Origin of the sequence: Streptomyces lushanensis, assembly GCF_001700515.1 — a bacterium.
GTDB classification, from domain to species: domain Bacteria; phylum Actinomycetota; class Actinomycetes; order Streptomycetales; family Streptomycetaceae; genus Streptomyces; species Streptomyces lushanensis.
In genome coordinates this window covers 1-4,915 of record NZ_MAUD01000323.1, presented here as the reverse complement: position 1 = coordinate 4,915, position 4,915 = coordinate 1, and the positions used below count along the sequence as shown (strand labels likewise).

The window sequence follows — 4,915 nt, the reverse complement described above, 5'->3', positions numbered from 1 at the left end:
TGTCCGCGGCCCGCGCGGACAGGGCGCGCTTCATCGCGGCCTCCTCGGCGTCCGCGGTGGTCAGTCCCGCTTCGGGATGCACACCGGTGACGCCGAGCAGGCAGAGGTCGGCGGAGATGTTCTGCGCGGCCTCGACCGCGGCGGCACCGCAGGTGACCGCCGAGTGCTTGAAGACGCGGCCCCCCAGCAGGAAGAGCTCCGCCTGCGGATGGTCGAGCAGGGCCGCGGCGATCGTCGGGCTGTGGGTGATCACGGTGCAGGCCAGATCCTGGTGGAGTGCGCGGGCGACGGCGAGGGCGGTGGTCCCGCCGTCGAGAATCAGCGTGCAGCCCGGCCGTACCAGAGTGACGGCCACCGAGGCGACCTTCCGCTTGCCGTCCGGGGCCACGCTCCGCCGGGCGGCGTAGTCCACCACCGCCGGCGAGACGGGGAGCGCGCCGCCGTAGACCCGCTGGCACAGTCCCTCGGCGGCGAGATCTCGCAGGTCGCGCCGCACACTGTCCTCGGAGATCCCCAGTTCGGCGGCGACCTCCTTGGCGACGATCTTGCCCTGACGGGCGAGCCGTTCGAGCAGGTGGTCGCGCCGTTCCGCAGCCAGCATCCGCGTTCTCTCCTGTTCTTGCACGTTTTTGCATGTATGGTAACGCCTGTGACCGAGAGCCCCCTCCTCACCCCGATCGAAACCGCCGCCCGGCCGGTCTCCGCCACCGGCCGCCTCCCCGCGATCGGGGAGTGGATCGCCCCGCCCGTCCACCACGACATGGCCGGGACTCCCCGCCGCGTCCCGCAGGAGACCGCATGACAGGCCGCCCCGGCATCGACACCCCCGACCATCGCGGCCGTACCGGCCTCGACCAGGCCGGACGCGGCCTGAACCGCAACCCCGGCGTCCGGGTCCGCGACGTCGAGCTCACCTCCCAGGGCTGGCACGTCCTCAGGCGCGCCACCTTCGACTACCGCCGCAGCGACGGACGCTGGGAGACCCAGCAGCGCGAGACCTACGACCGCGGCGACGGTGCCGTCGTGCTGCCCTACGACACCCGGCGCCGCCGTGTCCTGCTCAGCCGCCAGTTCCGCTACCCGGCCTACGTCAACGACCACCCCGACGGAATGCTCGTCGAAGCCGCCGCGGGGCTGCTCGACGCGGACGACCCGCCCGCCGCCGTCAGACGCGAGTGCGCCGAGGAGCTCGGTGTCACCCTCGGCCCGCTCACCCACATCCTCGACGCCTACATGAGCCCCGGCTCCGTCACCGAACGCCTCCACTTCTTCGCCGCCCCCTACACCCCCGCCGACCGGACCGGGACGGGCGGCGGACTCGCGGAGGACGGCGAGGACATCGAGGTACTCGAACTGCCCTTCGCCGAGGCCCTCGCCATGACCCGCGACGGACGCATCACCGACGGGAAGACCATCCTGCTCCTGCAATGGGCGGCCCTGGACGGGCCCTTCGCCCCCGGCGCGGGCGGCCACTGACGACGCGAGCCCGCGGGGAGCCCGCGGGGAGGAACATTCGGGTTCGGGACATTTCGAGCCATCACCCTCCACGGCGGCCCGACCGTCGACAACGTCCTGGAAGACACAGGACGGCCCGCCCCGGCCGGTCGTCCACGGCCGGCTGGACGCCGAGGGCGAGCGGTTCGCGCCGACCGTCCACGGGGAGTCGCTGTTCCCGGGGAAGGTGAGCGCCAACCGGCTCCTGTCGGTCCGTACCGAGGACGCGTGGATCACGCACATCAACGACGAGCAGGTGTCGATCCAGGGCAACCCGCGAGTCCATGGGGCGTTCCGCTCCGACAGCCGACCTTCATCGAGTGACGGCCCCCGCCAGGGCGCACGGGCCCGGCAAAGCGGCCGTCACTCGCGATGCCCGCCGCACGGACGTCTCGCCGGAGCCGGACCCGACAGCATTCCTGACCTGCTTGACCAGCGGTGGAGCGCCCCGCCGAGTCCGTCGGCGAGCACGCCCCCGGACGCTCCGGGGCTACGAAGATCGTCCGGGCAGGCCCGAGGTGGCCGACGGGGACCGCGTTACCGCGTTCGGCCGACTGCGGTCGCTCGTGGTCATCAGTCGCGATGTCATGTCAGTGCGACACGGAGCGGCACCATCGCAGGTGGGGCAAGGGGAGACAATATGCTGCGAAAACGACGGAATTGAACGGAGTGGGCGATGGCGCGTCCCTGGCTGAACGTGCTGGCACAGGTGGTGCCCGTCCCGCTCGGGTTACTGCTCAGCGGCGCTCTGGTCTGGGGTGCCACCAATGCCGACTGGACCGGGACCAGCACCAACAGCGGCAACAAGTGGACCGCGGGCTCGCTGGGACTGGCCAACGACAGCAGGGTGCCCATGTTCCGCATCGACAACATGCGCCCCGGCGACAAAGGGTCCAACTGCATCAGGGTCAAGTCGAACGCCACCTTCCCCACCGCGCTCAAGCTGTACAGCGACGCGGAGAGCTGGCCCAGCGACTTCCAGTCCTTCATCGACCTCAAGATCGAGGTGGGCAGCGGCGGCGCCTTCGGAAACTGCGACGGTTTCACTCCGCACAAGACCGCGTTCAACGGCACCCTGGACCAGTTCGTCGCCCTGTACACCGACTTCCGCACCGGCGTGGGCCCCTGGACCCTGCCCGGCAAGCCACCCAACTCGCTCAGCTTCCGCTTCGTGTGGAAGTTCAGCCCGAGCGCACCCGACAGCTCGCAGGGCGCGGACACCAACGAGGCGTCCTTCACCTGGGAAGCGCGGGAACACGAGTGACTCTCCCGAGCGACCTGGCCGTCCGCGCGCTCCACCAACCACCTGCCGAGGACGCCCCGCACCCGATCCGCGTGGCCACCTCGGTCGTCTCACGTACCGTGCTCGGCTCGATGCTCGGGCTGCTGGTGTGGGCGCAATTGCCCGTGATGGCGCTGGGCTGGACAGCGGGCGTGGTGCAGTCCGGCTCCATGCGTCCCGCCCTCATGCCGGGCGATGTCGTTCTCTACCAGCCACCACCGCCCGACCGCACCCCGGCGGTGGGCCAGATCGTACTGGGCCAGGACCCCACCCGACCCCACCGTCTGCTCACCCACCGGGTCCACCAGGTTCTTTCCAACAACGACCTGATCACCAAAGGCGACGCCAACTCCTCGGCGGACTCCACTCCGATGCGGCGCTCGGCACTCAAAGGCGTAGCACAATTGCGCGTCCCCTGGATCGGGCTGCCGGTGCAGCTCTGGCGCGCCAGGCAGCCCGTGCCCGTGGCGATCGCGCTGTTCGGACTCGCCGTTCTGCTCACGCTCGCCGCTCTGCCACTGCGCAGCCGGAGCCGCAGCCGACACGGGTAGCCGGGGTGGGCGCCGGGTTACCAGTCGAGGGTGACCGGCACGAAGGGAGCGTCCTCCGGCGCCGCTTTGCGTGCCTCCAGGGCGGTCCTGGCGGGCGCGCCCACCGGGACGCGCAGCGGAGGATCGGGCTGTTCGATCGTGTCGGCGACCGCGGCGGCCACCTCCCCGGGGGTGATGGCCTCGAAGACGGACGTGCCGCGCAGAGCGCCGAATTGCTCGAACAGGGGCTGGTAGGGGTCGTTCTCCGCGAAGAAGGACCGGGCGCGCTCGGCTCCGCCCGAGGAGACGGAGCCCGGCTGGAGGATGCTGACCTTGACACCGAAGTGACCGGCTTCGACGGCCAGTGTCTCGGCGAGCGCCTCCAACGCCCACTTGCTGGCGGCATAGGGGCCGATGATCGGCACGACGAGCCGGCCCTGGACGCTGGAGACGAACACCAGTCGGCCCGCGCCTCGCTCCCGCATGGCGGGCAGCACCCCCTGCACCACCCGCAGGGGGCCGAAGGTGTTGAGCCGGAAGAGGGCCTCGACCTCGGAGACGGGCACGTTCTCCAGGGGCGCGCGGACCGTCGCGCCGGCGTTGCTGACGAGCACGTCGATCTCTCCGGCGTCACGGAAGGCCTCGTCGACACTCCTCTGATCGGTGACGTCGAGACGCAGACGCCGGTCGACGGGGAGATCGTCGAGGTCTTCGGGCCGGCGGGCGGTGGCGACGACCCGGTGGCCGCGGGCGGCGAGTTCGATCGCGATGGCCCGGCCGATGCCCCTGGAGGCTCCGGTGATGAGCACGGACGTCATGTCGGTCTCCTGTCCGGGTGGTGCGGCGGAAGCGGCGGTGCACCTCGCCCGCCGGTCTTCCGGCTTTCACGGAGTGGCGAGTGCGGGGTGCGGGTGATGAGAGGTGATGGGAACCGCTCTCGCGGACATGCCCGTCGCGTTGGTTCGGTTTTCGAATCCACTGACACGCGCTACGGTAACAGGGTGAGTCAGAAAAGCGAATCGACCCGGGCGGCGCCCCGGGACTGTTCCATCGCCGACGCGCTCAAGGTCGCGGGAGAGCGCTGGAGCCTGCTCGTTGTCCGCGAGCTGGGTTTCGGCGTCCACAGGTTCAAGGACATCCAGACCCACACCGGCGCCCCGCGGGAGACTCTCGCGCTGCGGTTGCGCACACTTGAGGAGGTGGGGATCATCGAACGCCGCCGGTACTGCGACCGCCCGCCGCGGGACGAGTACGTCCTCACCGAAGCCGGCCGGGACCTCTTCCCCGTCCTCACCGAGCTACGGGTGTGGGGCGAGCGCCACGCGACCCCTGCCCGTGTCCTCGCCGAGCGGGCCGACGGCGATCGGCACACCTTTGTCCGGTCGGAGACCGACGCCGAGGACCACGCGTGACCGACGGGTTTCCGTGCTCCCCGCTCCGGGCCCCGCCACGCGGGCGCATGGCGAAATCCCCCGTATACGCGGCGACTGACGGTGTGTCAGGCTCCGAGTGGGGCTGCCGGGCCCGGTGGCCCTGGTGACGAGGTCTCTGGGGGAGCCGTGGGATCCGGTAGAGGGAGAGACAGGGACAACAGAGGCAGGGGCAGGGG

General features: G+C 70.8%; 7 protein-coding genes. 5 read left to right on the top strand and 2 right to left on the bottom strand.

Going from position 1 to position 4,915, the window contains the following annotated elements; genetic code table 11:
• On the bottom strand, positions 1–601 hold a 601-nt coding region (locus BFF77_RS24420; protein WP_066953454.1), incomplete at its 3' end, for a DeoR/GlpR family DNA-binding transcription regulator.
• 48 nt (positions 602–649) lie between these two features.
• On the opposite strand from BFF77_RS24420, the gene BFF77_RS35850 reads away from it, so the two are divergent.
• The 4 genes from BFF77_RS35850 (at position 650) to BFF77_RS24405 (ending at position 3,327) form a co-directional block, all read left to right on the top strand.
• A complete protein-coding gene (locus BFF77_RS35850) occupies positions 650–802 on the top strand; it encodes a hypothetical protein (protein WP_169922720.1) in 153 nt (50 codons plus the stop codon).
• On the top strand, positions 799–1,476 hold the full coding sequence (locus BFF77_RS24415) for an NUDIX domain-containing protein (protein WP_066953452.1): 678 nt from the start codon (positions 799–801) through the stop codon (positions 1,474–1,476). The genes BFF77_RS35850 and BFF77_RS24415 overlap by 4 nt, the downstream gene beginning before the upstream one ends.
• Positions 1,477–2,170: 694 nt before the next feature.
• On the top strand, positions 2,171–2,758 hold the full coding sequence (locus BFF77_RS24410; protein ID WP_066953450.1) for a hypothetical protein: 588 nt from the start codon (positions 2,171–2,173) through the stop codon (positions 2,756–2,758).
• Positions 2,755–3,327: a signal peptidase I gene (locus tag BFF77_RS24405; protein ID WP_066953448.1), complete on the top strand. Its 573-nt coding sequence runs from the start codon at positions 2,755–2,757 to the stop codon at positions 3,325–3,327. Before BFF77_RS24410 ends, BFF77_RS24405 begins: the two co-directional genes overlap by 4 nt.
• Before the next feature lie 17 nt (positions 3,328–3,344).
• Here the strand turns inward: BFF77_RS24405 and BFF77_RS24400 are convergent, their stop codons facing one another.
• Positions 3,345–4,124 carry an SDR family oxidoreductase gene (locus BFF77_RS24400; RefSeq protein ID WP_066953446.1) on the bottom strand — a complete coding sequence of 260 codons (780 nt, stop codon included), beginning with the start codon at positions 4,122–4,124 and terminating at the stop codon, positions 3,345–3,347.
• 183 nt (positions 4,125–4,307) lie between these two features.
• On the opposite strand from BFF77_RS24400, the gene BFF77_RS24395 reads away from it, so the two are divergent.
• The gene (locus tag BFF77_RS24395) at positions 4,308–4,718 is read left to right on the top strand and encodes a winged helix-turn-helix transcriptional regulator (RefSeq protein ID WP_066953444.1); all 411 of its coding nucleotides are present in this window, start codon (positions 4,308–4,310) and stop codon (positions 4,716–4,718) included.
• The last annotated feature ends 197 nt before the right edge of the window (positions 4,719–4,915 follow it).